This window comes from Synechococcus sp. BIOS-U3-1, from assembly GCF_014279975.1.
GTDB lineage: Bacteria > Cyanobacteriota > Cyanobacteriia > PCC-6307 > Cyanobiaceae > Synechococcus_C.
On sequence record NZ_CP047936.1, the window covers coordinates 1,982,267 to 2,006,474 of the forward strand.

General features: G+C 56.8%; 32 protein-coding genes and 2 tRNA genes. 27 read left to right on the top strand and 7 right to left on the bottom strand.

Features of this window, described 5'->3' with window-relative positions:
• The first annotated feature begins 65 nt into the window (after positions 1 to 65).
• On the top strand, positions 66 to 611 hold the full coding sequence (locus SynBIOSU31_RS10840; protein WP_186489931.1) for a DUF721 domain-containing protein: 546 nt from the start codon (positions 66 to 68) through the stop codon (positions 609 to 611).
• Here the strand turns inward: SynBIOSU31_RS10840 and SynBIOSU31_RS10845 are convergent.
• From SynBIOSU31_RS10845 to SynBIOSU31_RS10855, 3 genes are read right to left on the bottom strand one after another with little or no spacing between them, the layout of a single operon-like run.
• Entirely contained in the window at positions 605 to 2,461 is a 1,857-nt protein-coding gene (locus SynBIOSU31_RS10845) for an ArnT family glycosyltransferase (protein WP_186489932.1), read from the bottom strand. The two genes, SynBIOSU31_RS10840 and SynBIOSU31_RS10845, sit on opposite strands and share 7 nt — an antisense overlap.
• The gene (locus tag SynBIOSU31_RS10850; RefSeq protein ID WP_186492997.1) at positions 2,461 to 3,564 is read right to left on the bottom strand and encodes a glycosyltransferase family 4 protein; all 1,104 of its coding nucleotides are present in this window, start codon (positions 3,562 to 3,564) and stop codon (positions 2,461 to 2,463) included. Before SynBIOSU31_RS10850 ends, SynBIOSU31_RS10845 begins: the two co-directional genes overlap by 1 nt.
• Entirely contained in the window at positions 3,561 to 4,523 is a 963-nt protein-coding gene (locus tag SynBIOSU31_RS10855) for a DMT family transporter (RefSeq protein ID WP_186489933.1), read from the bottom strand. The genes SynBIOSU31_RS10850 and SynBIOSU31_RS10855 overlap by 4 nt, the downstream gene beginning before the upstream one ends.
• A 53-nt stretch (positions 4,524 to 4,576) precedes the next feature.
• Here SynBIOSU31_RS10855 and sppA point away from each other — a divergent pair, with 53 nt between their 5' ends.
• The 14 genes from sppA to SynBIOSU31_RS10925 all read left to right on the top strand — a co-directional run bounded on the left by sppA (position 4,577) and on the right by SynBIOSU31_RS10925 (position 16,079).
• A complete protein-coding gene (gene sppA, locus SynBIOSU31_RS10860) occupies positions 4,577 to 5,389 on the top strand; it encodes a signal peptide peptidase SppA (protein ID WP_186489937.1) in 813 nt (270 codons plus the stop codon).
• Complete coding sequence (aroH, locus tag SynBIOSU31_RS10865) at positions 5,386 to 5,766, top strand: chorismate mutase (protein ID WP_186489938.1); 381 nt, start codon at positions 5,386 to 5,388, stop codon at positions 5,764 to 5,766. Before sppA ends, aroH begins: the two co-directional genes overlap by 4 nt.
• Before the next feature lie 98 nt (positions 5,767 to 5,864).
• Complete coding sequence (locus SynBIOSU31_RS10870) at positions 5,865 to 6,452, top strand: DUF2808 domain-containing protein (RefSeq protein ID WP_186489939.1); 588 nt, start codon at positions 5,865 to 5,867, stop codon at positions 6,450 to 6,452.
• A 53-nt stretch (positions 6,453 to 6,505) separates the two neighbouring features.
• Complete coding sequence (gene rpmH / locus SynBIOSU31_RS10875) at positions 6,506 to 6,643, top strand: 50S ribosomal protein L34 (RefSeq protein WP_186489943.1); 138 nt, start codon at positions 6,506 to 6,508, stop codon at positions 6,641 to 6,643.
• A gap of 18 nt (positions 6,644 to 6,661) precedes the next feature.
• The gene (locus SynBIOSU31_RS10880) at positions 6,662 to 7,063 is read left to right on the top strand and encodes a ribonuclease P protein component (protein ID WP_186489944.1); all 402 of its coding nucleotides are present in this window, start codon (positions 6,662 to 6,664) and stop codon (positions 7,061 to 7,063) included.
• Positions 7,060 to 7,482: a PH domain-containing protein gene (locus tag SynBIOSU31_RS10885; RefSeq protein ID WP_186489945.1), complete on the top strand. Its 423-nt coding sequence runs from the start codon at positions 7,060 to 7,062 to the stop codon at positions 7,480 to 7,482. The genes SynBIOSU31_RS10880 and SynBIOSU31_RS10885 overlap by 4 nt, the downstream gene beginning before the upstream one ends.
• Before the next feature lie 75 nt (positions 7,483 to 7,557).
• Entirely contained in the window at positions 7,558 to 8,697 is a 1,140-nt protein-coding gene (gene yidC / locus SynBIOSU31_RS10890; RefSeq protein WP_186489946.1) for a membrane protein insertase YidC, read from the top strand.
• A complete protein-coding gene (locus SynBIOSU31_RS10895; RefSeq protein WP_186489947.1) occupies positions 8,694 to 9,242 on the top strand; it encodes a YceD family protein in 549 nt (182 codons plus the stop codon). Before yidC ends, SynBIOSU31_RS10895 begins: the two co-directional genes overlap by 4 nt.
• Positions 9,235 to 10,734 carry an AAA family ATPase gene (locus SynBIOSU31_RS10900; RefSeq protein WP_186489953.1) on the top strand — a complete coding sequence of 500 codons (1,500 nt, stop codon included), beginning with the start codon at positions 9,235 to 9,237 and terminating at the stop codon, positions 10,732 to 10,734. Before SynBIOSU31_RS10895 ends, SynBIOSU31_RS10900 begins: the two co-directional genes overlap by 8 nt.
• Before the next feature lie 72 nt (positions 10,735 to 10,806).
• Positions 10,807 to 10,968: a hypothetical protein gene (locus tag SynBIOSU31_RS10905; protein ID WP_186489955.1), complete on the top strand. Its 162-nt coding sequence runs from the start codon at positions 10,807 to 10,809 to the stop codon at positions 10,966 to 10,968.
• A 59-nt stretch (positions 10,969 to 11,027) separates the two neighbouring features.
• A complete protein-coding gene (gene serS / locus SynBIOSU31_RS10910; protein ID WP_186489957.1) occupies positions 11,028 to 12,305 on the top strand; it encodes a serine--tRNA ligase in 1,278 nt (425 codons plus the stop codon).
• A 19-nt stretch (positions 12,306 to 12,324) separates the two neighbouring features.
• A complete protein-coding gene (locus SynBIOSU31_RS10915) occupies positions 12,325 to 13,407 on the top strand; it encodes a M50 family metallopeptidase (protein ID WP_186489959.1) in 1,083 nt (360 codons plus the stop codon).
• Positions 13,408 to 13,450: 43 nt separating this feature from the next.
• On the top strand, positions 13,451 to 13,753 hold the full coding sequence (gene rpsN / locus SynBIOSU31_RS10920; protein ID WP_186489966.1) for a 30S ribosomal protein S14: 303 nt from the start codon (positions 13,451 to 13,453) through the stop codon (positions 13,751 to 13,753).
• Between the two features lie 160 nt (positions 13,754 to 13,913).
• The gene (locus SynBIOSU31_RS10925; RefSeq protein WP_186489968.1) at positions 13,914 to 16,079 is read left to right on the top strand and encodes a polyribonucleotide nucleotidyltransferase; all 2,166 of its coding nucleotides are present in this window, start codon (positions 13,914 to 13,916) and stop codon (positions 16,077 to 16,079) included.
• Between the two features lie 9 nt (positions 16,080 to 16,088).
• On the opposite strand, the gene SynBIOSU31_RS10930 is transcribed toward SynBIOSU31_RS10925, so the two are convergent.
• Entirely contained in the window at positions 16,089 to 17,006 is a 918-nt protein-coding gene (locus SynBIOSU31_RS10930) for a 3'(2'),5'-bisphosphate nucleotidase CysQ family protein (RefSeq protein ID WP_186489970.1), read from the bottom strand.
• A gap of 23 nt (positions 17,007 to 17,029) precedes the next feature.
• On the opposite strand from SynBIOSU31_RS10930, the gene rsmI reads away from it, so the two are divergent.
• Both rsmI and SynBIOSU31_RS10940 read left to right on the top strand, forming a co-directional pair.
• A complete protein-coding gene (rsmI, locus tag SynBIOSU31_RS10935) occupies positions 17,030 to 17,896 on the top strand; it encodes a 16S rRNA (cytidine(1402)-2'-O)-methyltransferase (RefSeq protein ID WP_186489972.1) in 867 nt (288 codons plus the stop codon).
• A gap of 24 nt (positions 17,897 to 17,920) precedes the next feature.
• On the top strand, positions 17,921 to 18,148 hold the full coding sequence (locus tag SynBIOSU31_RS10940) for a hypothetical protein (RefSeq protein ID WP_186489974.1): 228 nt from the start codon (positions 17,921 to 17,923) through the stop codon (positions 18,146 to 18,148).
• 1 nt (position 18,149) lies between these two features.
• On the opposite strand, the gene SynBIOSU31_RS10945 is transcribed toward SynBIOSU31_RS10940, so the two are convergent.
• Positions 18,150 to 18,923: a helix-turn-helix domain-containing protein gene (locus SynBIOSU31_RS10945; RefSeq protein WP_186489975.1), complete on the bottom strand. Its 774-nt coding sequence runs from the start codon at positions 18,921 to 18,923 to the stop codon at positions 18,150 to 18,152.
• 67 nt (positions 18,924 to 18,990) lie between these two features.
• On the opposite strand from SynBIOSU31_RS10945, the gene SynBIOSU31_RS10950 reads away from it, so the two are divergent.
• Positions 18,991 to 19,064 (top strand) — tRNA-Arg (locus tag SynBIOSU31_RS10950).
• Between the two features lie 226 nt (positions 19,065 to 19,290).
• On the top strand, positions 19,291 to 19,464 hold the full coding sequence (locus SynBIOSU31_RS10955) for a hypothetical protein (protein ID WP_186489977.1): 174 nt from the start codon (positions 19,291 to 19,293) through the stop codon (positions 19,462 to 19,464).
• Between the two features lie 97 nt (positions 19,465 to 19,561).
• Here SynBIOSU31_RS10955 and SynBIOSU31_RS10960 read toward each other — a convergent pair whose 3' ends face one another.
• Positions 19,562 to 19,975, bottom strand: a complete 414-nt coding sequence (locus tag SynBIOSU31_RS10960; protein WP_186489979.1) for a hypothetical protein — start codon at positions 19,973 to 19,975, stop codon at positions 19,562 to 19,564.
• 167 nt (positions 19,976 to 20,142) lie between these two features.
• Positions 20,143 to 20,292: a class IIb bacteriocin, lactobin A/cerein 7B family gene (locus SynBIOSU31_RS10965; protein WP_186489981.1), complete on the bottom strand. Its 150-nt coding sequence runs from the start codon at positions 20,290 to 20,292 to the stop codon at positions 20,143 to 20,145.
• 69 nt (positions 20,293 to 20,361) lie between these two features.
• Between SynBIOSU31_RS10965 and SynBIOSU31_RS10970 the strand changes: the two genes are divergently transcribed.
• The 8 genes from SynBIOSU31_RS10970 to SynBIOSU31_RS11005 all read left to right on the top strand — a co-directional run bounded on the left by SynBIOSU31_RS10970 (position 20,362) and on the right by SynBIOSU31_RS11005 (position 24,203).
• A complete protein-coding gene (locus SynBIOSU31_RS10970; protein WP_186489983.1) occupies positions 20,362 to 20,526 on the top strand; it encodes a hypothetical protein in 165 nt (54 codons plus the stop codon).
• Between the two features lie 8 nt (positions 20,527 to 20,534).
• Positions 20,535 to 20,741, top strand: a complete 207-nt coding sequence (locus SynBIOSU31_RS10975; RefSeq protein WP_186489984.1) for a hypothetical protein — start codon at positions 20,535 to 20,537, stop codon at positions 20,739 to 20,741.
• Between the two features lie 43 nt (positions 20,742 to 20,784).
• A tRNA-Arg gene (locus tag SynBIOSU31_RS10980) sits at positions 20,785 to 20,867 on the top strand.
• Between the two features lie 241 nt (positions 20,868 to 21,108).
• Complete coding sequence (locus SynBIOSU31_RS10985) at positions 21,109 to 21,342, top strand: hypothetical protein (protein WP_186489986.1); 234 nt, start codon at positions 21,109 to 21,111, stop codon at positions 21,340 to 21,342.
• Positions 21,343 to 21,677: 335 nt separating this feature from the next.
• Entirely contained in the window at positions 21,678 to 22,202 is a 525-nt protein-coding gene (locus tag SynBIOSU31_RS10990) for a tetratricopeptide repeat protein (RefSeq protein ID WP_186489988.1), read from the top strand.
• 163 nt (positions 22,203 to 22,365) lie between these two features.
• Positions 22,366 to 22,584 carry a Nif11-like leader peptide family natural product precursor gene (locus SynBIOSU31_RS10995; protein ID WP_186489997.1) on the top strand — a complete coding sequence of 73 codons (219 nt, stop codon included), beginning with the start codon at positions 22,366 to 22,368 and terminating at the stop codon, positions 22,582 to 22,584.
• 188 nt (positions 22,585 to 22,772) lie between these two features.
• A complete protein-coding gene (locus SynBIOSU31_RS11000) occupies positions 22,773 to 23,027 on the top strand; it encodes a Nif11-like leader peptide family natural product precursor (protein ID WP_186490005.1) in 255 nt (84 codons plus the stop codon).
• Between the two features lie 396 nt (positions 23,028 to 23,423).
• Positions 23,424 to 24,203, top strand: a complete 780-nt coding sequence (locus SynBIOSU31_RS11005) for a hypothetical protein (protein ID WP_186490007.1) — start codon at positions 23,424 to 23,426, stop codon at positions 24,201 to 24,203.
• Positions 24,204 to 24,208: the final 5 nt, after the last annotated feature.

Genomic DNA, 24,208 nt, shown 5'->3' on the forward strand with positions numbered 1-24,208 from the left:
CAGCTTGAGGGTAGCGAGCAAATCAACAGTGCCTGCCTAAGGTCGATTCAAACTCGGCATTTGCCATGGGTCGGGCCCCCAAATCGCAGCGGCGCCGCTTTGGTAAGGGTGAGGTGCTGATGCCACCTGAACCCGCACCCGTTCAGCCACTCAGTGGATGCCTGGAGGCTCTCAAAAGCAGTTGGAGACAGGAAGGTTCACTGGCTGCGCTTTGGCAGGACTGGCCAAAACTGGCGGGCGATCCTCTCTCCAGCCATTGCCAACCGCTGTCGCTGCGAAGCGGAATGTTGACCGTGGGAGCCAGCCATCCCCAATGGCGCCAGGCCTTGCAGTACAGCAAACCTCAGTTGCTCGCAGCCATCCGTGCAGCAGGCCATCCTGTGCGCGATCTGCGGATTCAACAACACCATCCTGCTCCGCGTGAGGTGCTCGGAGATCCGCTCGAGGAGTGGAAACGACACCCGAGTCGCATTGATGTTCATGGCATCGCGGCATGTCCACGATGTGGAACGCCCTCTCCAATGGGAGAGATGGCGGAGTGGGGACATTGCAGCTTTTGCCGCCGAATCCAGCTAAGCGAGCTGTCGGCACCGGATCATCGCGATCAATAACGCTCAGGTCGCGGAACTCGCCAACTTGGCAGGAACTTGTCAGCTTGGAGATCCGCTGCACGCTGATCAAGCTGGGATCGATCAAGCCTCCATAACTCGTAGATCCCTTCGCTTGAAAGTCGCTGCGGATTGAGTCCTTGCCAGTGCTGCTTGGCAGCAGTGAGTTTGTCAATGACAACCAGTACTGAAGGAGAGGCTCCCAGACTTGTGCGCGGAACCCCCTTAAAACCTCGACGCCGCTCAGAGCTCAAACGATCCGACAGGTTGACAAGAGCCCACCGCGATTGCCCCTCATAAACCACTACTTGACCTGTGTAGAAGTGAAGGGAAGGCTTGAGCACACCGATCATCGCCAGGGGTTCCCCAGGACGGCGCTGCTCCACAACTTGTTTTGCAACCTCCCGTACCGGCAGCTGACGTACCCGATCCCCCAGCTGGATCATTGGCACGAGTGCAATCAGCTGAAACAGCACCATCGGTCCCTGCCAGGCCAGCAGGCGTCCAGGCACAGCGCCCCAAAAAAACCTGGTTCCAAGCAAGACGGCAACGATGAAACACACCGCAGCCCTGATCACCAACCCACTGGCCATCAGTTCGGCCGGCAGGGTGGGCATCTCCGGATCCTGAATCAGAGGAATCCAGAGAGGTGATGCCAGCAAGCCAGCCGCCAGGATCGCCGTGCATAAAGCGGTTGAGCACCAGGCAACCAGCAAACCCTTGCGTTGCTGAAGAGACGGGGGAAGGGCTGTCGAGGCGATCACCAAGGCAGCAGCCGGTGTGGCGGGTAGCCAGTAGCTAGGCAACTTGGTTGCCGCTGCGGTGAAGAGCAAGAACACCGCCAGCAGCCAGCAGCCGGCGAAATGGTTCAGGCTGTCGCGATTAGGAATGCGCCGCATCGAAGCGCCCCTTGAGAAATCGGCAATCAGCTTTCCCAGACCAAATAGGAGCAGCGGGGTAAATGGGAATGACGCCACCACCAGGACAGGTCCGAAAAACCACCAGGGCTGCAGATGGTCGTTCACAACACTGGTGAGGCGTTGAAGATTGTGATATCCGAAAAAGCTGTCCCAGAAGGGCTGACCTTCCACCAGCAGCTCGGCTGCATACCAGGGAAGACTGATCAGGCCTGTGATCAGAAGTCCTTGCAAAGGCCTCAGAGACGCCCACAGACCTGAAAGATCCCGGCGAATCAAGGCGAACAGCATCAGGGTGATGCCTGTAAGAACAACCGCTACAGGGCCTTTGGTCAGCACGGCGAAGGCCAGAACGATCCAGGCCAACCACCAACGCCGACCCGATCCACTCGCGTAGCAGCGCCATTGACAGAGCAAGCTGAGAGCGAGCGTCCCAGTGAGCAGCGAATCACTGACAGCGGTCCTGCTCCAGATCAGCACCAGTGGAGACAGGGCAAAAGCGAGCGCTGAGGCGATGGCCGTCCGACGGGGAAACGAATCGCCCTGCAATGGGTACCGCAGCAGGGTGTCCCCGAGAGCGAGCATGGTCAGCACCGAAGCCAGGGCCGAGGGCAGGCGGGCCGCCCATGTGCCGAGTGGATCCCAAAAAGTCCCTGCTGGCAGGGCATATCCCAGGCCCATCAACCAATACACCAGTGGTGGTTTATCGAACCGGGGCAACCCGTTCACCCGAGGCGTGAGCCAGTCACCGGTCTCCGCCATGGCACGGCCAGATGCCGCGAATAAAGGCGGCGTTTCATCAACGAGACCTGTGCTGCCGAGCTGCCAACAGAAGATCGCCAATGCCAGTACGAGGATGAGCAGCATTCCACGCCTTCGCTGCCGAGCGGTTGGCAGAACGATGGAAGGAATCTGGGCTGATGAATCCGCTGTCATCAGGAGATGGTGCCATTCACAGGTAACAGGCCCCTACGGATCCAGGCTTCGACCCGGGCTGCCAAACCTTCCTGACTCGCGCAGCGCTCAACCCAGCGACGGCAGGCCAAACGATCGATGGCCGACGCCTGAAGTGTTGCTTTTGCGAGGGCTTCCCAATCATCGGGAGCAACCAGCCAACCGGTTTCGCCGTCCTGAATAATTTCTCCTGGGCCTCCGCGGTCATAAGCGATCACCGGCACACCACAGGCCAAGGCCTCAACCACAACATTGCCGTAAGCCTCATTCCACTTCGGCGTGTTGAGCAGCGCTCTGCAACCGCCAAGCTCGCGCTGCAGCTCATCGGTGGGCTTGAAGCCACACCACTCAATCGTTCCTGCGGGCACTGCACTCTCGACACGCCTGGCATAGGCATCGTCCTCCACCAGCCCCCAGACACGCAGCGTCTCGCCTAGCTGAGCCGCAACCAACGCCGCATCCTCAAGCCCCTTTTCGGGAGCAACTCGTCCGGCCCAACCCAGGGGACCATCGGTGATGAGCTGCAGCTCATAACGAGAGAGATCGAAACCGTTTCCCACCACATCAGGGGGATCAACGAGAGCGAAGTCGTCCGACTGACGACGGGTGTGAAACGCAAGGCGTCGCTGATCCCAACGGGCCAGATCAGCCACGGCACTATCCATCACCGCAGACACGGACCCCATACTCACGAGGTGAAAAATGTTTGGTGCCACATGGGGGGTAAGCCATAGCGGCAGCCAGTCGTATCCAAAATTGAGCAGGGCATCAACATCGCTGGCCAGTTCCAGCGCCCGGTCCCAGAGACGAGGCAGCACAGCATCCCTGGGAATCCGCATCGGTTCATTCCGATCCGCATGCTGCCAACTCGGCTGATCAACCCCAGGGACGGTATGGAGTGTCACGCGCTCATCGATCACTGGTGAGCAGGAACCTTCCGGAGCCACGAGGTGCAGGCGATGACCCCGCTGGGCTAGGCCCTTCACCAGAGATGCAAGCGTGAGCTCAACCCCTCCTCCTCGTCCGCTGCCGAGCTGTCCGACGGGTGTGCTGACCAGCACCAATGACAAAGGACGATCGGTCATGCCTTCAGGTCTCCAGGACGCGGCATCGAGGCCGAAAACCAAGGCTCCCAGATGCGCTGGCGCTGACTCACTAAAAGCACTGAGATCAGCACCAGAAGCACCGCAAGCCACTGCAGGTTGTCGAGGCGTTCACCCAGCAACACTCCCCCGGAGGCAAGCGCAAACACCGGTGTCAGGAAGCCAAGCGTGCTGAAACCGGTGAGATCCTCCCGGTTGGCAAACCAGAAAAAAATGGAATAGGCAAGCGCGCTGCCCAAAAGCGATGCATAGGCCATTTGTGCCCAGTTGAGGGCCGACCAGGGTGGAATCAGTGCCGTACTGGCATCAAGGCCATGCCAGGCGAGCAGAGGCACTCCACCCAGCACCATGTGCCACCCGGTCACCGCCACCGGATCACTGTTCCTGCAGGCGAAGCGACACAGGACAGTGCCTAGGGCCATCGCTAATGCCGCCAGCAGCATCCAGCCTGTGCCGTCCTGCCATCCAGCCTGCAGATCCGACAGATCAGCCTGCAACCACCAGTGCTGCAGGAGAGGCGCTGGAACCCCCAGACAGACAATTCCGGAAAGTCCAACAACAAGACCGATCCAGCCGATCGGATTGATCGATTCCGCAAACAGCCAGCGTGCGAGTAGAGCCACGATCAGGGGTTGCGAGTCGATCAAAACTGATCCGAGGCCGGCACCAGTGCCCTGCAGTCCCTTGGCCAAAAAAAACTGGAAAAGAAACGCATCAACGACGGTAAACAGCAAAAACCAGCCACGATCAGCAGAGTTAACGGTCAGCGATCTTCCTAAAAAAGGAACAGCGATGAGCAGAACGATGCCAGCGGGAAGCAAGCGCAGGCACGCCACAAGCGGAGCCCCACCAGACTCCACTAATGGGGCCATTGCCGCCATTGCAGTGCCCCACAAAGCGAAGGGCAACACCATCAGCAGCCCGCGCTGCAGCGTCGTCATAGAAATAGGCGGACAGGGTCCTTTTTAAGATCCGGCGAGTTGAACTGAGGATCATGGGGTGGCTTTGGCGTCGCAAGTCCAAACGCCGTATGGCGCGCATCGTGATTGAGGGCGCGATCAGTGGCTCGACACGACTCAGAGTGCTGAAGGCTCTTCGCGAGGTACAGGAGCGGGAGTTCCCGGCACTCCTGCTACGCATCGACAGCCCGGGAGGAACGGTCGGTGACAGCCAGGAAATCCATGCGGCGCTGCTACGCCTACGCGAAAAAGGCTGCAAGGTGGTCGCCAGCTTCGGCAACATTTCCGCATCCGGCGGTGTCTATGTCGGAGTGGCAGCTGATTCAATCGTGGCTAACCCCGGAACGATCACCGGCTCGATCGGTGTGATCCTGCGTGGCAACAATCTCTCAGAACTGCTGGCCAAAGTCGGTGTTCGCTTCGAGACCGTCAAGAGCGGGGCCTACAAAGACATCCTTTCTCCTGATCGGGCCCTCAGCCCTGAAGAGCGTGAGCTGCTCCAAAGCCTGATCGACAGCAGTTACGACCAGTTCGTCGCCGCCGTTGCCGAGGGCCGAGGACTGGATCAGAACACGGTGCGTACCTTTGCCGATGGGCGAGTGTTCAGTGGAGCTCAGGCCAAGGATCTAGGCCTTGTTGATGAGTTGGGGGACGAGGAACAGGCTCGATTAGTGGCAGCACGTTTGGCCGAGCTAGATGAGGAGCGCTGCCGGCCTGTAACGCTCGGCAAACCCCGCAAGCGCCTCCTACAAAACCTGCCTGGATCCAGCCTTCTGCTGAGACTCGATCAGTTGCTGACCACGGAACTTGAACTGAGCGGACAGCCCCTCTGGATGCACAGACCATGACAGCCCCTCGGCTGCTGCGAGGACTAAGAGGTGCGACCACCTGCGCTGACAACAGCGCACACGCCATCCATGACGCTGTTGCTGAGCTAGTGGACGCCCTGATGGACCAGAACGCTCTGAATCCAGACCAGCTGGTCTCCGTGACGTTCTCCGTGACAGCCGATCTGGACGCCAGCTTTCCAGCAGCGACGGCGCGCCACCGATCAGGCTGGGAGGGAGTAGCCCTCCTGGATGTGCAGCAGATGGCCGTTCAGGGGGACCTGGCGCGTTGCATCCGTCTTCTGGCTCATGCCTGGATTCCTTCCGATCAACCGCTGCAGCATCCCTACCTGAGGGGGGCATCACGGCTGCGCCCGGACCGATCTGGTCACAACTGACAGATCAGGCGCCGGCCCCCGAAGCACCGCGTTCGGGAGATTCTCACGACAATTCAGTCACGACTCACGGCATTAGCGCCGACTGCTCCCGAATCACGATGAAACGACGTTGTTCTCTCACTCCCAGTCGCAGCGCAGGACTGGCAGCTCTGATCGGTTGCGGAGTCATCGGCGGAGCTGCTGTATTGCCCCTCGCCACACCCCCCGCCATTGCTCAGAACACACCGTCCTTGCTGGAGTTCCGCTGGGACTCAGGGTCTGGATATCGCAAGCTTTACTTCGTTCAGACCAGCCAACGCCGGCGCGAGCGCTCGGAATATTTCTTCATGCTGCGCAAGAAGGATCGCAAGACCGCGATTCTCAAACTGAGCATCACGGTGCCCAGCTATTTCAACGCGCGCATCCGTCCTAAAAATCTCACGCTCTGCAAGATGTCGATGGGCGGGATGCTCTCTAGAAGCAAGTGCAAAGAAGTGCTGCCAGCGGTGTTTGAAGTAAATGAGAAGCAGACAGCCATCGAGGTCTTCCCCGACACACCGATCCCAACTGGTGGCACCTATGCCGTCGTGATGAACGTCTTCAATCCGAGCCAGGCGGGAATGTTCCAATTCAATGCCCTGGCACAGGCCCCCGGAGACGTTCCCGTATCCGGCTACCTCGGCAGCTGGCTTGTGGATATCGACTGACCCTGGCTGATAAACTCGCTCCTTGACGAAAAGCCGGGTGCCGGAAAAATCTCATGACGAAACGAACTCTCGGAGGCACAAGTCGCAAGCGCAGGCGCGTTTCCGGTTTCAGGGTGCGCATGCGCACGCATACAGGGCGTCGAGTCATTCGTAGTCGACGCAAGCGCGGACGCTCACGTCTGTCCGCTTGATTCTCTCGAATTGCTGCGATGGTCTTGCCGGCATCCATGCGTCTGCGCGGCCATCGCTGTTTTGATCATTTGCATCGGAAAGGCAAGCGCTTTCACGGCACTTTGATGGTTCTGAGAAAGGCCTCAGCCCATCACTCCCTGCTCAAACGCCCAGCGACTCCGGGTGGATCCGACAGCCGGCCAAGGTCACGGGCCTGCCGCGTGGCTGTGGTGATCAGCAGCAAGGTGAGCAAACGCGCCGTGATCAGAAATCGATTGCGGAGGCTCCTGCACGATCATCTGCGTTCAAAGTTCGAACATGCTCCAGAACACTCCAGCGTCTGGCTTCTGGTCAGTTTGAAGCCTGGAGCAGCCACAGAGGATCACGACTTACTGGAAGAATGCGACAGATTGCTTGTACAGGCGGGCCTGAAGCCATGACCAGCTCCATTCAGGAAGACACCTTTTACGAGGGAGGCCCCGCAAAGGGTGATCTGATCTTCAATATCCTTTTGGCCTTCACCTTGCTTGGCCTTCCACTCACCGTGGCGGCCGTTGTACGGGCCCTTTGGTTGCGCTTCCGCATCACCAGTCGGAGAGTCTCTGTGAGCGGCGGCTGGATGGGTAAGGACCGTAGCCAAGTGGTCTACAGCCAGATCCGGGAGGTGCGCTGTGTGCCCCGTGGTTTTGGAGCGTGGGGCGACATGGTTCTCGTGCTGACAGATGGATCAAGGCTTGAGCTCCGTTCGATGCCGCGCTTCCGGGAGGTTGAGACCTACATCCAAGAACGCATCAAGAGCAGATCCGAATCCAATGGCTCTAGCAGTGACAGCATTCCAAGCAAAGGCTTCGCTGCCTAACACTGCGCACCAACGCAACGGCCTCGACGCTGTTGCACACTGGCATCACCCTTCACCGCCCATCGGAACGCCATCGTGATCGGTTACATCTCCGACAATCTGCTGCTGCCGATCCTGGATTTCTTCTATGGATTGGTTCCCAGCTACGGGCTCGCGATCGTGGCTCTCACGGTGGTGATCCGCCTGGCTCTCTTCCCGCTGAGCGCAGGGTCTATTCGCAGCGCACGGCGCATGCGCATCGCCCAGCCTGTGATGCAGAAACGTCAGGCTGAGATCAAGTCTCGCTTCGCCAGCAATCCTCAAAAACAGCAGGAAGAGCTGGGCAAATTGATGAAGGAGTTCGGCAGTCCCCTTGCGGGATGCCTGCCTCTCTTGGTCCAGATGCCGATCCTGTTCGCATTGTTCGCCACGTTGCGAGGCTCACCATTTGCAGACGTTCCTTACACCCTCAATCTCAAAGTGCTGCCCTCCGAGCAGATCGCTGCGGTTGAGCCCAAACCATTTACAAGCGCGAGCCACTCGATCTTCGTCACTGAGACCAATCACGTTCCTGTGATCGCCAGCCTCCCCGGCGGCACCAAGATCGGCACTGGTGACAGCGTTCAGATCCAGCTTCAAACCAAGAGCGGAGAAGCTTTCGGGGAGGTTCTAAACGGTGTTGAGAACGGCAAGTCTTTCCTGCCTGCCTGGACGGTCACCAAAGGCGAATCGATTGTGTCTGTCTCCGAAACAGGAGAAATCACAGCGCTGGCTGCCGGTGATGCAACGGTTGAAGGCAAGATCCCTGGCCTGGCAGCCCGCAGTGGTTTCCTGTTCATCAAGGCTCTCGGACAGGTGGGCTTCTACACCGACGGTTCAGTCAACTGGGATATCGCCATCCTCGTTGGCTCCTTTGGCCTGAGCCTGTTCATTTCCCAACTGCTGTCGGGCATGGGCATGCCTGCTAATCAGCAGCAGTCCACAGCCAACAAGATCACACCGGTGATGATCACAGGAATGTTCCTGTTCTTCCCTCTGCCGGCGGGCGTTCTGCTCTACATGGTGATCGCCAATATCTTCCAGGCTCTGCAGACCTTCCTGCTCACCCGTGAGGCATTACCGGACAATCTGCAGGCGATCCTGGACGAACAGCTCAAGCAGCAACCCACACCTGCGGCAGCCGGTGGAATCCCTGGGGGCCGCTTGCCTTTCGAGCCAAAGGGCGGCAACAAATGATTCCCGGCCTTGAGCCGGTACCGCTCAGGGAGCTACAAGCTCTGGGAACCTTCAGGGTCTGGTCAGTGGCAGGTCAACTCGATGAGATGCCCAGCCTCACCCCCGTTCGAGGCACTCTCAGAGCGGAACATCGAGGCAATCTTTTAGAGGTTGAGGGGTCGGTGCAGACCATCGTCTGCCTGCGCTGCGACCGTTGCCTCGGTCACTTCAACCAACAGCTGAGCGCTATCTCCAAGGAACTGATCTGGCTTGGCCAGGAACCGAGCGACGATCATCTCGCCGAAGCCGGTCTCGACTTGGCTTCGCCAGATGGACTGATGGAGTGTCTCGACCCACGCGGTGACTTCGAGCCAGAGCGCTGGGTTTTCGAACAGCTGAGCCTGCAGATGTCGGTTGTCAATCGCTGCGGAAAACATTGCCCGGGGATGCCACAGAAACCATCAGACGCTTCCCCAACCCGCGAAGAGACCACACCTGACCCCCGCTGGCAGGCCCTGAAAGATCTGCAGTCGTCGATGCAACGCAGCGGGACGAACCATGACTGAAAACTGGATCGCACAACTGGATCTTTTAATTCGATCGGGCACACCGTTGATCTGGATCCGCAGCCATGAAGAAGAGCGAGTGGAAACGCTGCTACGCCAGGCCTCGGAGCGGCTGCCCGATCGCACCCTGACCTGCTGGGATTTTGTGGGAGGCCTTAGCGGCGCCCTGGGCCAGGAACAGCTGGGAGCACGACAGCCAATGGCAGTGCTGCAGTGGCTTCAGGAGCGGTCCCCTTCCAGTCCGACCCTTTTACTGCTCAAAGATGTGCACCGGTTCTGTGAAGACCCTGGAATTGCACGCATGTTGCGGAACCTCGCCAGCCAACTGCGAACCACACCACACACCCTGATTGTGACGTGCGGGCAGTGGACGCCACCCGCCGATCTGGACGAAGCCCTCACTCTGATGGACCTGCCCTTGCCCCAGGAGCAGGAGCTGCGAACACTTCTCGCCAACATCGCCAAAGCCAGCGGTCGAGCTTTAGAGGCTGATGTGCTCGAGGAACTCACCCATGCCTGCTGTGGACTGAGCGAAGCGAGGGTGAGGCATGTGGCCGCCAAAGCGCTCGCACAGCGTGGATCGCTCAGCCGCGAGGACTTGGTGGATGTGCTGGAGGAGAAACGACTTTCCCTGGCCCGCAGCGAAGTGCTGGAGTTCTGCCCGACGGATGCAACGCCTGGCGACATCGGCGGATTGGAAACGCTCAAGCACTGGCTTGATCAACGACACAGGGCTTTCAACGACGATGCACGCCGCTTTGGACTTCCTCTGCCGAAGGGGGTGCTCCTTGTCGGTCCGCAGGGCACCGGTAAGTCACTGACAGCCCGAGCAATCGCCCACAGTTGGTCGATGCCACTTCTTCGTCTTGATGTGGGCCGCCTGTTCTCCGGCCTGGTTGGAGCCAGCGAAGCCAGAACCCGCGACATGATTCAGCGGGCGGAAGCGATGGCGCCCTGCGTTCTCTGGATCGATGAAATCGACAAGGGATTCGGCAATGACAGCCGCAGTGACGGCGGCACCAGCCAGCGTGTTCTGGCCACCGTGCTCACCTGGATGGCCGAGAAACGGTCTGCAGTGTTTGTGGTGGCCACTGCAAACGGCGTGGAGCGCTTACCGGCAGAACTGCTGCGCAAGGGTCGTTTTGATGAAATCTTCCTGCTGGATCTGCCTTCGAGAGATGAGCGACTGAGCATCCTCAGCCTTCACCTACAGCGGCGGCGCCCTCGACTCAACTTGCCACTTTCAACTGTGGTTGATCGCACTGACGGTTACTCCGGAGCTGAATTGGAGCAAGTGGTGATTGAGGCGATGCATCTGGCCTTCGCCGAAATTCGTGAACTCACCGAAAGCGACATGATCCTGGCGGCATCGCAGCTTGTTCCCTTATCGCGCACAGCAAGGGAACAGATGGAGAGCCTCAAGCAGTGGGCCAGTGCCGGGCGGGCCAGGCCCGCATCATTACGAGCCGTAACGAACCCTGACGCGGCGTAACGATCCGCCCCTTCGACCCGGGACGAACACAGCCAGGCTCCGTAGGTTCCATGCACCAGCGAAAGACCGGAATTGAACCGTTCCTCCGAAATCACCACTCAATTGGCAGCTGCCTGCCTTGGAGCCGGGGTGATCACTACGGTGGCCGTCGCTCAGGGCCAAAACCCTGTGACAGCTCTGGGAATCACGCTGTTCTCAGCCGTGGCAGCAGTGATGGTGGGTCAGGTTTTCTGAGAACAGTCAGACCGCTGACAACGGACGCCTAGGCTGCCGGCGCGATCATCCGAACCCCTGTGCTCGATCAGCGTCTGGTGCGAGAGAACCCTGAGCTGATTGCTACTCAGCTGGGTCGCCGAGGACTGGATGTGGACCTCAGCTCCCTTCAGCAGATCGCCCATCATCAAAGAAATCTCGAACAAGAGCGCAGCACTCTTCAAGCTGAGGGCAACCGCATCGGCAAGGAGGTGGGGCAACAGATCAAAGCCGGAGCCGATCCGAAAGGGGCTGAAGTCGCTGATCTACGTCAGCAGGGCAATGCCATCAAGCAGAAAGTCTCCGTTCTCGAGGACGAGGAGAAGCAGCTCGCCTCACGCTTGAAGGATCAGCTGCTCATGCTTCCCAACCTTCCATCGGCAGACAGCCCTGATGGCAAGGATGAAAACGACAACATCGAGGTGCGCAGTTGGGGCGTCCCACGCCAACAAGAAGGCCTGGAAGAGCATTGGGCGATCGCTGACCGTCTTGGCCTGCTGGACAGCGAACGATCCGTACGCATTGCCCAGAGCCGATTCGTGACCTTGTTTGGTCAGGGCGCTCGCCTGGAACGGGCTCTGATCAACTTCATGCTCGACCTTCATGGCAGCAAGGGCTACCGAGAGGTGCTGCCACCTGTGCTGGTGAACAGCGCCAGTCTCACAGGATCAGGGCAACTGCCGAAGTTTGCCGAAGAGAGCTTCCGTTGCGCTGAGGACGATCTCTGGCTGACGCCCACCGCGGAGGTTCCCGTCACCTCTCTGCATCGCGACGAAATCATTCCGGGCGATCAGCTGCCTCTGAAATACGTGGCTTACAGCCCATGCTTTCGTAGAGAAGCGGGAAGCTATGGCCGGGACACCCGAGGGCTGATCCGCTTGCACCAATTCAACAAAGTGGAGCTCTACTGGTTCGTGCACCCCGAGCACTCAGCAGAAGCCCACTCGCAGATCACAGCGGATGCGGAGGCGGTTCTTCAGGCCCTTGAGCTCCCCTACCGGGTCCTGGAACTCTGCACGGGTGATTTGGGTTTTTCAGCGTCGCGCACTTACGACCTCGAAGTGTGGCTCGCAGGGGCCGGTGCGTACCGGGAGATCTCTAGTTGCAGTGTTTGCGATGATTTCCAGGCACGGCGTTCTTCGATCCGCACCAAGGAAGGGAAAGTGACCCGGCTGGTGCACACCCTCAATGGCAGTGGTCTGGCGATCGGCCGAACCATGGCAGCTCTGCTGGAAAACGGTCAGCAGTCGGATGGCAGTGTTTTGTTGCCCAAGGCACTGGTGCCTTACTTCGGTGGGGACAAAATCCAGCCAGAATGAAGGAACTGAAACGGGTTCCATGAACGTTCTGGCCTCACTGCTGGCTCTGGGGCTGTTGATCGTCATTCATGAAGCGGGCCATTTTCTGGCTGCACGACTGCAGGGCATTCGTGTCAACGGCTTTTCTGTGGGCTTTGGACCAGCTCTGCTCAAAACCGAGCAGGGGGGTGTGACCTACGCCCTGAGATTGCTCCCTCTAGGTGGATTCGTTTCATTCCCGGAAGACGACGAAGAGAGCGACATTCCCAAAGACGATCCGGATCTGCTGCGCAATCGGCCGATTCCACAGCAGATGCTGGTGATCAGTGCTGGCGTCCTCGCCAATCTGCTGCTGGCCTGGTTGGTTCTTGTGGGACACACCGCCACCACAGGAGTCCCTGGGGAAGCAGGACCAGGAGTGATGGTGATGAGCGTGCAGGGAGGTGAGCCGGCTGCTTTGTCCGGGCTAAAACCTGGCGATCGAATCCTGTCAATCGATGCGATTGATCTTGGCCGTGGAGAGCAGGCCGTCCAGGCCGCGGTGGATCCGATTCGCAACAGCCCTGGCCTGCCGCTCACGCTGCAGGTGCTGCGCAACGATGTGCTCACACCTCTCCAGCTCACGCCTGCCGACCAGCAGGGTGTTGGTCGTATCGGCGCCCAGCTTCAGGAAGTCATCAGCGGCTCCACCCGACCAGTGCACTCACCGCTAGAAGCAGTCAGCGTGTCCAGCCAACAGTTCAGCGGGCTGTTCAGCCGAACAGTCTCGGGCTATGCAGGCTTATTCACCAATTTCGGCGCCACCGCTCAGCAGGTCTCAGGCCCGGTAAAGATTGTGGAAATGGGTGCACAACTCTCAAGTCAGGGAGGGTCGGGTCTCGCGCTCTTTCTGGCGCTGATCTCCATCAACCTGGCAGTCCTCAACGCATTGCCACTGCCGCTGCTCGATGGCGGTCAGCTGGTGTTTCTACTGCTGGAGGGGCTACGCGGACGCCCACTACCGGAACGTTTTCAGCTGGCTGTGATGCAGTCCAGTCTGCTGTTAGTCCTCGGCCTCAGTGTGTTGCTGATCGTGCGTGACACCAGCCAACTTCCTGTGGTGCGTCAATTGATCGGCCAGTGAAACTGTATGGTTACCCATTGAACCGCTCCTTTTCACTCGCTGCATGGCCAAGAAGTCGATGATCGCCCGCGATGCGAAGCGCAAGAAAATGGTTGAGCGCTTCTCAGCCAAGCGGACTGCCCTGATGGCCGCCTTCAACGCAGCGGATGGCCCCATGGAACGGCTTGAGATCCACCGCAAGATCCAGGCACTACCACGCAACAGTGCCCCTACACGCATGCGCAACCGCTGCTGGGCCACAGGTAAACCCAGAGGGGTTTACCGCGACTTCGGCCTCTGCCGCAATCAACTTCGTGAACGCGCCCACAAGGGCGAACTCCCAGGTGTCGTGAAGTCCAGCTGGTGATTTGTCCAGAGTCTGCTCAGAATTGATGCAGTTGAGGAGGTGTTTGAACACCTCCTTTTTTGATGGATGTCACACACCGAATCGAATTGGAATCAGTGGGATTGACGTTTCAATCCTGTGAAGTGCCAGAATAAAGATTGACAGAAAGACATAAACAACAGTGCAAGGTCAGACACAGTCGATCTCCTTTGACGGTCGGGAGATTCGGTTGACCACGGGGCGGTATGCCCCCCAGGCCGGTGGCTCGGTGATGATCGAATGCGGTGACACTTCGGTGCTCGTCACAGCCACCCGATCCAAAGGGCGCGAAGGCATCGATTTCCTTCCCCTCATCTGCGACTACGAAGAGCGCCTTTATGCAGCAGGGCGCATTCCAGGAAGTTTCATGCGCCGTGAGGGAAGACCTCCCGAGCGAGCAACACTGATTTGCCGTTTGATTGACAGGCCGATGCGGCCTCTCTTTCCCAGCTGGATGAGAGACGACATCCAAATCGTGGCCACATGCATGTCTCTCGACGAGCGCGTTCCTGCCGATGTGCTTTCGGTGACTGGAGCCTCGATGGCGACACTGTTGGCGGGCATCCCTTTCCAAGGCCCGATGGCAGCGGTGAGGGTTGGGCTACTAGGCGACGACTTCGTGCTCAACCCCAGCTTCCGAGAGATCGAACGGGGAGACCTCGACCTGGTCGTTGCTGGTACCCCCGATGGTGTGGTGATGGTTGAGGCAGGTGCAAACCAGCTTCCTGAAGGGGATGTGATTGAAGCCATCGACTTCGGATATGAGGCGGTCTGTGAGCTCATCAAGGCTCAGGAATCCATCCTCAAAGAAGCTGGAATCGAGCAGGTCAAACCTGAAGCTCCAAGCACAGACACAACACTGCCGGTTTATCTCGAGAAAGCTTGCAGTAAATCGATTGGCGATGTCCTCAGCCAGTTCGATCAGAGCAAGGCCGAGCGTGACGAAAAGCTCGATGCGATCCGTGATCAAACCGCTGAAACCATCGCTGGTCTGAAAGACACAGACCCCGTTCGAGAGCTGGTTTCAGGCAACGGCAAAGCACTGCCAACCAGCTTCAAAGCTCTGACGAAAAAGCTGATGCGACAGCAGATCGTGAAGGACGGCAAACGTGTTGACGGCAGAACTCTCGATCAAGTGCGTCCGATCAGCGCTGCGGCCGGCGTGCTGCCCAAACGAGTTCACGGCTCTGGTCTGTTCCAGCGCGGCCTCACACAAGTGCTGTCGACCGCAACCCTCGGCACACCCAGCGATGCCCAGGAGATGGACGATCTCAACCCCAACAGTGAGAAGACCTACCTCCATCACTACAACTTCCCTCCTTACTCGGTTGCCGAGACCAAGCCGATGCGGTCCCCTGGCAGGCGAGAAATCGGCCATGGAGCGCTCGCAGAACGCGCCATTTTGCCTGTGCTGCCAGCAAAAGACACCTTCCCGTACGTGGTGAGGGTAGTGAGCGAGGTTCTCAGCTCCAATGGCTCAACCTCAATGGGTTCAGTGTGCGGCAGCACCCTTGCCCTGATGGACGCCGGTGTGCCGTTGAAAGCACCCGTCAGCGGCGCCGCCATGGGTCTAATTAAAGAGGGCAAGGAAGTTCGCATCCTCACCGACATTCAGGGCATCGAGGACTTCCTTGGTGACATGGATTTCAAAGTGGCGGGTACCGACAAGGGCATCACTGCCCTGCAGATGGACATGAAGATCACCGGCCTGGAGATCAAGACCATTGCCGAGGCGATCAATCAGGCCCGTCCTGCCCGTCTCCACATCCTCGAAAAGATGCTGGAAGCGATTGATGCCCCCCGTGATGGCATGTCACCCCATGCCCCGCGCCTGCTCAGCTTCCGCATCGACCCGGAACTGATCGGCACCGTGATCGGTCCGGGTGGCCGCACCATCAAGGGAATCACCGAACGCACCAACACCAAGATCGACATCGAAGACAGCGGCATTGTCACCATCGCGTCCCATGACGGAGCGGCGGCTGATGAAGCTCAGAAAATCATCGAAGGTCTCACCCGCAAGGTGAATGAGGGCGAGGTGTTCAGTGGTTCTATTACCCGCATCATTCCGATCGGCGCCTTTGTGGAGATCCTTCCTGGCAAAGAGGGCATGATCCACATCTCCCAGCTGTCAGAAGCTCGGGTCGAGAAGGTGGAGGACGTGGTGAAGGTGGGTGACGAGGTCACCGTTCGCGTCCGCGAGATCGACAACCGCGGCCGTATCAATCTGACGCTACGCGGTGTGCCCCAAAACGGGGAAGAGATTGAGCCCGAACCTGCCCCCACACCCGTTGCGCCCCTCTCCTGAGGTCTCGATTCAGACCTGAAAATCTGGATCAATTCTCTCCATAGCCCGTGCCGCTCGCTTCTCAAGCGCGGCATGGGCTTTTCCATTGCTAGCGATCAGACAACCTGCCTGACGTACGTCTCCGGTGTTGTAAGTGAGCGGACGACCATCCGCATGAGTGAAGGCACCACCAGCCGCTAGTAATACAGCCTCAGGGGCTGCCATATCCCAGTCTTTGGGAGCAGTCTTGCCCGACAACGAGATGTAGAGATCGGTCTCACCACGCAAAATGGTGGCCACCTTGCAGCCCACACTGCCCACAGCCTTGGAGCCGGCGAGGGGAAGAGCCGCGATCAGTTGTTCCAGGCGAGCATCCCGATGACTGCGGCTCGCCACCATGATCAGTTCTCCCTCTGCAGAGCGGTCGCTGAAGCGAACGGGGCTGCTCTTGCCGCTGCGGTTTTCGCACCAGCTGCCATCACCCACCAGGCCAAACCAGAGCTCATCAGCCTCGGGAAGCAACACCACTCCCAGTACAGGACGCTGACCCTGCACAAGCGCCAAATGCACCGCGTATTCACCGGTGCCTTGCAAAAAATCCTTGGTGCCATCGAGAGGATCCAGAATCCAGAGCCATTCGGCCGGCAAAGGCTCCCCAGCAGTGAGCTGCTCCTTAGCCGTCTCCTCGCTCAGCAAGGTCCAGCCAGCATCAGGGAACGCTGAACCCAGACCATCGAGCAACCATTGATTCACGGCCAGATCCGCGGCAGACACTGGCCCCTCTCCACCATTGTCAACACTTAGAGCTCGGGAAAAACCATGGGGAGGCTGCTCACCGCGGGTATAAGCCCGCAAAATATCGGCGGCTCCCCAGCACAGAGGGCGCAGTGTCTCGAGAAGGCTGTCCTGACTGATGCCAGCGGGCAGATTCATCGCAGTCGGCATCATGGAGTGATCTGGGCGGAGCCATTGTGAAGCAACGCGCCGAACCGGAAGCTGGTGTTCTTTATCTAGTGGGTACGCCGATCGGAAATTTGGGCGACCTCTCACCGAGAGCACGGGCCCTGCTGGTTGCTGTAGACACAATCGCCTGCGAAGACACCCGACACAGCGGCCAACTGCTCACTGCTCTGGGATCGAAAGCACGACGCTGCAGCTTCCATCAGCACAACATGTACGGGCGCATCCCCCAACTGCTGAACGATCTCAGTAACGGTCACAGCATTGCTGTGATCAGTGATGCCGGACTGCCTGGGATCAGTGACCCCGGAGAAGAGCTCGTCGCTGCAGCACGACAAGCAGGCCATGCCGTGATCTGCATCCCCGGGCCCTGCGCCGCCACGACAGCACTGATCAGCAGCGGTCTGCCGAGTGGCCGCTTCTGCTTTGAAGGGTTTCTACCGAGCAGGGGGCGCGAGCGGCGTAATCGGTTGGCAGCAGTGGTCGCAGAAGAACGCACGACGGTGCTGTACGAAGCTCCTCATCGACTGGTGAAACTGCTGGAAGAGCTGCAGGAACTCTGTGGTGATCAACGCGCCCTACAGGTGACACGTGAGCTGACCAAGCGTCACGAACAGCAGGTGGGGCCAAACGTGATCGCTGGCTTGACCCATTTCAAGGAGCATCCTCCCCAAGGTGAATTCACCCTGGTTCTGGGTGGGGCGCCACAAGAAAAGTCCATCACCATGAACGACGAACAGTGCCGTCAGCAACTCGCAGCACTGATCAAACAGGGTATGAAGCCCGGCGATGCAGCAAAGGATCTGGCCAGAAGCGCCGGACGGTCCCGGCGAGAGCTCTACGCACTACTGCATGAAGAGCAGAACCAGGCAGACTGAACAAAGCCTGACGGAAACCGCGGCATGTTGCTGCGCTTAAGACTGCTGCTAATCACTTTGGGTGGCAGTGCCGCTTTACTTGTGGTGCTCTGCCTTGGAGCGCAGAACCTCAGTGACCGCTACAAGCTGAAACTGGGCCTGGGCACGACAGCACCACTCCCTGCTGGGTTCATTGTTGGCGTCAGCACTGTGCTGGGAGTGATCAGCGGTGGCAGCCTCGCGGTGGTCTTGATCCCCAACTCACAACGGTGAATCAGTTGTCGAGGGAATACAGGGCGCCTTCAAGCACGAGGCGAGTGATTCCTCTGGCAAGCAGATGGCGAGACGTGCTCTCAAAAACCTTGGTATCGGGAACCTTGATCACACGCTGACTACGGCCGCACTGACGTTTTGCAGAACGAGGGCTGGAGTACAGGCACAAGGCCTGGCGCACAAGCTCTTCCGGATTCAGAACACCCAGTTCAGGGAACTCACTGAGCGGCCTTGGATCCAGCTCAACGGTCTTGTCCACCAGCATGTACACACTGTCGGGGAGCACACCGGCCGCGAAGGGTCGACAGCTGACCTGCTCCCGACTCACCTGCGGCAGATCAACAGGCAGAACGGCAATTTCTTGAAAGACGTCGTCCGATGGCAAGTCGAAGGCTTCGTCATCACCGACATCATCAGCATCCTCAGCGCCGAAGTCATCGGCATCGTCGAGGGCAAGGGTTGCGCTGCCATCGTCTTCAACCGACTCTGACTGGTCAGAATCAAGGAGCTGCTCAGCGGCTTGCCCAGGATCCGCTCCCGTTTCAGGCAGATCATTGGCTTCGAGGGGATCAGCCTGAGGCGTAATTGTTGCAGCGCGAGCTCGTGCTGACTTGAGCGCGTCGTACTCCTCCGGAGACAACAGGGTGCGGACCGTGCGGCTAACGGTGTTGGCGCTACATCCGTAAGCATCAGCCAGAGCGGCGCTGGACTCGCCGGCGCGATAACGGACCAAAAGCTCCTGCTTTTGACTGTCAGTAAGCCGGCTTAGTGCCATCGAGCAATTTGAGCAGCCTCCAACTTTAGATGCAGCAGCTTGGCTTGACTGCAAGAATGCCGGCCATGCTCCCTTAGCTCAGCTGGATAGAGCAACTGCCTTCTAAGCAGTCGGTCGATGGTTCGAATCCATCAGGGGGCGTTGAGTAGTCGCTATCGATCTCCCGACAAAACAACCTCACACCAACCACGCCCCGCCAAGTGCGGGGCTTTTTGCTGTCTGGTTACCCGCGTCAATTCGGCTCACCAGAGTTTCACCAGAACTTCGCGGTTTCTGCACCAGAGCTGTGCAGGGGGGTTCACCAGTAGGGCTGTGACCTTGAAGGAGTCGAAGGGGCAGCACCCCCACTCACCCAGTCGAGCCAGCCATGTCTATCAAGTCACTCTTCATCTACACCCTTTTCCTAACGATCGGACTTGGCTCACTCGCGCATGCAGAATCCCAGTTGATCGAGCAGCGACTTCAGGAGTCCGCTCAAACCGAGGAGTTGGCCAATCGCATCAGCTATGCGCCCGGCCATTGGGGACGCTTGACTGTCTGATGCGGATTCACCACCCGGATCAAACCGGGTCACCACCTAGGCGGGCATCACTTCCAGCCTGTCTTCTTCATAATCTCCCAGACTTCGATGAGGTCAATCACTTTGGTCTTACTGAAAAATCGACGTCATGTTCAGAAAGTATATCCAACAGCTTTTTATCATTGATCAACTCCACATAAGCCCGTCGTCCATCAGTTAATACCACCTGTGCATTTCCACGGCTAAATGGAATTAAAGCCCTGCTGACGCGCCTTTTTTCAACCAAATCAACAAAGTTATCGTAACTAAGTTCGAGTATTGGCCTGCCCTCGGGAAGTGTTGGTGTTGGAGCATTCCAAACCAATTTGATGTTCTCAATCCAGGTCCCAAATGCTTTTGGGTCTTGAAATAAAATAGTGCGCTGAAGTGTGTTTAGCATTGCAGCTGCCAATAAAATAAGGAAAAGGAGGCCAAGAGCAATCGACTGTTGCATATTTTTGATTTTTGCTAATAGGCGTTGTCTTAATATCATTCAAACATCATTATCACTTAGCCGCGTATCACTTCCAGTCGCCTGACTTCTGCATCGTTTCCCAGGCTTCGATCGCGTTGTGGCGAAGCATGCGTCTGATGACAGGTTAACCAATGCCGCGAAGCGGTCGGGTCTCGACGATGACCCACTGAGCGTTCTCGGGCATCTCAGGCCCGATCCTCATGTCCGCTGTACATGGGTATTGCGATGGCTGCTAAGTCCACCCCGCCGGAGACGCCTTCCAACTCTTCATCAGTCAGCTCTTCCTTGACGGGCTCTTGCTTGGCGTCCTGCTTCTTGTCTTGCTCTTCAGGCATCAGATTCTCCAGGACGTCCCCCAGAGGTAGCAGCTATCTCGGGTCCGTAGGAACGAGCTTCCACTTGGCATGCACCGTGGGCGAATCATTTGTGAAGCTGCAGACCTTCCCCTGCTGATCATTCAGCAACCAGCCGACACCCCTCTTTGGTGGGTGCCGTTCAACCTGTGGTCGGTCCTTGTTCGGCATCGGTGGAGTCTGGCCACCATTCGAATCAGACTGGCGGCTGATTGATCCGCTGCATGCCGATTCCCTGGGGCCAGCACCTTGACCTGGCCCGCTGCGCTGCATCGATCGGTGAACACGATCTGGGTGCCGCCACGGTGGCCATGGCCGGCGCACTTCATCTGCTCCAGCGTGACCTGCTGATCGATTCCTGGACAGACAGCGACCCACTGCTTGGGAAGCAGTTGCTCTCTGCGTTTGCAAATGGCCCGCTGACGCCCTGAAACTGCAAACAAAATTGCAAACGCGGCGCAGACTCGAATCGCTAGACACCAGTCACAACAACCATTTATGGGCTCAGACTCATCTGCCTTCTAAGCAGTCGGTCGATGGTTCGAATCCATCAGGGGGCGTTGAGTAGTCGCTATCGATCTCCCGACAAAACAACCTCACACCAACCACGCCCCGCCAAGTGCGGGGCTTTTTGCTGTCTGGTTACCCGCGTCAATTCGGCTCACCAGAGTTTCACCAGAACTTCGCGGTTTCTGCACCAGAGCTGTGTAGTGGGGTTCACCAGAGGGGCTGTGATCTTGAAGGAGTCGAGGGGGCAACACCCCCAACACAACCCACACACTTATCCCCATTAGAACAATGACTACTTTCAACACTGACTACAACAACACTGAACTGCTCGATCAAGAGCTGACGATTGATCAGCTTGAATACGTGGCTGGTGGATTTGCCACAATGCAAACTATTAGTGGAATTCCAGGTGACCACTTAGCTGCGGTTGGCAGCGAGATTTATCACACGATTGTAGGAACAAAAGGCAGAGGGTTCCTGAATTCTTGGGGAAATGATTGTTTTGACTCAAGGGGGTGCTAGGGCATTAAGACGAACCAATGACTGCGATTATAATTTAGAAATAACTCGCGAAAGTAAATTATAATCACCCCCAGTTAAAGCCCCTGCATTGACAGGGGCTTTTTATTGCTTCAATCACCCCTAAGAACTCATGAATTAGCCTCCAATACCTGGCACGATTGAGCGCAGTTGAGCAGAGATAGATAAAACCTACTTTTTAGAGCGGGGCGTTGAGAAGTCGCTATCGATCTCCCGACAAAAACCTCACACCAATCACGCCCCGCCACAAGTGGGTTTTTTTATTGCATTGGTCTGTGGGGTACATCTAAGCTCACAGCGAAGCAAAGCACTAACGAATGTCACGCAGGACTACTGCCATTGCCGCAGCACTGTCTGTGCTTGCGCTCGGGTCTCCATTGATCACTGCAAGAGCGGACCCTTTGGCGGATATTTTTAACGGAATTGGATTGGAGCTATACAAGCAAGGTGATTATCAAGGAGCAATTACTGAGTACACCAAGGCAATAGAGATCAAACCTAACTATGTTATGGCTTACTACAATCGTGGGATTGCTAAGGATATGTTGAGTGATTATAGAGGAGCGATTGCTGATTACACCAAGGCAATAGAGATTAATCCTCAGGATGCCTCTACCTATTTCAATCGTGGTAAAGCCAAGGTTAGGTTAGGAGATTATCGAGGATCAATTGCTGATTTCACGAAGTCAATCCAGATTCATCCTGAGGATGCCACTGCCTATTACAGACGTGCTTATTCCAAGAGTCAATTACAAGACCTAAAAGGTGCCTGTGATGATTGGAGAAAAGCAGCAGAATGGGGAGATGAAGATGCTGCTGATGGGATATGGGTGTTCTGTTAGGGGATATTCCTGTAATCACACGATGAGATCATCACACCTAAATGCCATCCGACACTTGGTGAAAAATGTTCACCCCGCCAAGTGCGGGTTTTTTTATGTCAAGCACGTGAATACGGTGCTTCCTGTCAGCCGTTGCTATGACTGCTGAACAGACCTGATACCCATGTCCAAAGAACAACTCAAGGCATTCATCACCAAAGTTAAAGGCGATTCCGGTCTTCAGGAGAAGCTAAAAGCAGCTAAGTCACCTGAAGATGTTGTGGGCATTGCTAAAGAACACGGCCACGAATTCACTGCTGATAAGTTCGGTCAGCTCAGCGAAGAGGAGCTAGAAAGCTTATCTGGTGGCACTGATTTTTGTTATGTCAATACTGGTGGATGATACCGCCGCCAGCGGATCTTCTACACTCTGCTTCAAACCCCTTCAACGACAGTGGCTTTTGGTTTCTTGTTTTACACCCAAAAACCCATGAATTTCCCTGCATTGACTGGCACGATTGAGCGCAGTAATTATTAGCTAAAGACACTGCAGAAGACCGTTGCTATGACTGCTGAACAGACCTGATACCCGTGTCACTAGAACAACTCAAGGCATTCCTAGAGAAGGTCAAAGGCGACCCCAGCCTTCAAGACAAACTAAAAGCAGCAAAGTCACCTGAAGATGTTGTAGGCATTGCCAAAGAGCACGGCTTCGAATTCACTGCTGATAAGATTACTGAACTCAGTGAAGAGGAACTAGAAAGCGTGGCTGGAGGACTTATGAAGGATACTCATAAACGCACTGGTGGCTTCGGCTCACACTGTGGGGCAGGTTGTTGCTGGTAAAAAACTGGTGTCCATAATTCCCCCCCCTCGGCTTCAAAACCTAAACACTCAAAGCCTCTGCATTGGCTGGGGCTTTTTACTTCTTCAACCTCGCCAATAAGCTCATAAATCAGCCTTCAATACCTGGCACGATTGAGCGCAGTAAGCATTAGTTAATAGCAAGTCAGCGTCGCTGAAAGGGTGGTGAAGGCGCATCCCCCAAACGGACCAATCTTGTAAATCAGGTGGGTGGAAGCGGTGTTTGCCCAGGTGGTGACAAAGGTCTGAGCCATTCACCAGAAGCTCACCAGAACTTCGCGGGGTCTTCACCAGAGCTGTGTAGTGGGGTTCACCAGAAGGGCTGTGATCTTGAAGGAGTCAAGGGGGCAGCACCCCAAACATTCACTCCTTAAAGCTATGACTAATTATTATTGGAACAATTGCTATCGCTGGTCCAAATCATCATGGGACAAATATAATGCGCTGCCCGAAGACACAAAGAGAGTATTAACGGAAGGAGGTGAAAAGCAAGATTGGTTGCTCAAATATGAGAAACAGCTCGGTCGTCTACCCCCTTGGTTGACGCAGCCACCTAAATCTCTGCAGATAGATTGTAAAACAGGAAATCCGATTGATTCTGATGCTAGTGCAGTAGGTAATTCAGATTCCTCTGACTTGCTCAATGAAACTGCTTTCCCATGGGAAGAGTGGGAAAAACTTCCCAAAGAAGAGAGAGACGCAGAAATGAAGGAAGCAATTAAAAGAAATCAACAGACTGATGACTTAAGGCAACAAATAATCAATGGAGGCGGCGATCCTGATAGCCCAAACCTTCACCCTCAATACCGAGAAATTATATCGGCAGCCAGTGAGGAAGGAGGGATTGATGTACTAACTGGAGAGACGGCTGATGCTGTAAGCAATACAGATGAAAAGCCCACTCCTCCTCTCCCCTTTTGTGATGTTGCTGAATCAAGCAGAGAAAATGAACCCGTTGGTGGCCATGTCTTCGACACTGGTGGTGGTGAATTCAATTCCACCCCTCAAACTCTGACCCCAATCGATCTCAATTCCGCAATGGTGACCGATGCCTATCAACATCAAAATGCACCTGGAGCTGATTTGATCGTTGGCGAACCAAATCAAGGAATGGATCCCTATCAAGCACAGCGAGTGCAATACGAAGTCTTAGCTTGAATCCA